Origin of the sequence: Rhodococcus sp. EPR-157 (assembly GCF_001647195.1) — a bacterium.
Taxonomy (GTDB): domain Bacteria; phylum Actinomycetota; class Actinomycetes; order Mycobacteriales; family Mycobacteriaceae; genus Rhodococcoides.
The window spans coordinates 1-716 of sequence record NZ_LVCV01000651.1 but is presented as its reverse complement, the minus strand read 5'-3'; the positions used below and the strand labels follow the sequence as shown (position 1 = coordinate 716).

At 65.8% G+C, this 716-nt stretch carries 1 protein-coding gene; it reads right to left on the bottom strand.

All coding sequences use genetic code 11. The features are described from left to right. Window positions 1–99: 99 nt before the first annotated feature. Window positions 100–716 (bottom strand): IS701 family transposase (locus tag A2J03_RS27820; protein ID WP_156520627.1); only part of this gene is annotated, 617 nt, incomplete at its 5' end.

The following is a 716-nucleotide window of genomic DNA, read 5'->3' as shown; positions in this document are numbered from 1 at the left end:
TAGTACTTTGTTAGGTTGGGAATCTGTGGTGGCAGTGCGGGCAGGTTCCGATCCAGATGGCAAGTGCGCGTTGAAGAATGCGGAGTATGCCGTAGAGGGTCAGGCCTGCCCAGGTGCTTTTGGGTGGGTCAGTCGCAGGGTGGTGATGAACAGGTGGGCGGCGGTGACGAGGGCGGCGTGGTGGTGCCAGCCGATCCAGGTGCGGCCTTCGAAGTGGTCGAGTCCGAGTCCGGTTTTGAGTTCTCGGTAGTCGTGTTCGATGCGCCACCTGATTTTTGCCAGCCGCACCAACTCCGGGATCGGGGTGCTGGGCGGTAGAGTGGAGAGCCAGTAGTCGGTGGGTGTGGCTGCGGCGGAGGGCCATTCGGCGATCAGCCAGCATTCGGGGAGGGTGCCATCGGCCTCGCGGTCGATGTGGCGGTTGGCGGGCCTTACCCGCAGTGCGGTGAACTGTGAAGTCATTGCGGCGGTGGGGTTGTCCGGGCTGGTTCTCGTGCCGTGCCGCCAGGTGAGGGTGGCGGCTGCGGATCGGCCTGCAGCGACGATGAGGTCGGTGCACGAGGTGGGCGGGTCCGGGTATCGCGGGGTCGGCGGTCGTCCCGCTCTGCCGGTGCGAGCGGGTGTGCGCGGCCCGGCATCGGCGGGGTGGATGCTGGTGGCACCCTTGACTGCGACGACGTAGTCGATGCTGCGGGTGGTCAACGCTTGTCTGAACT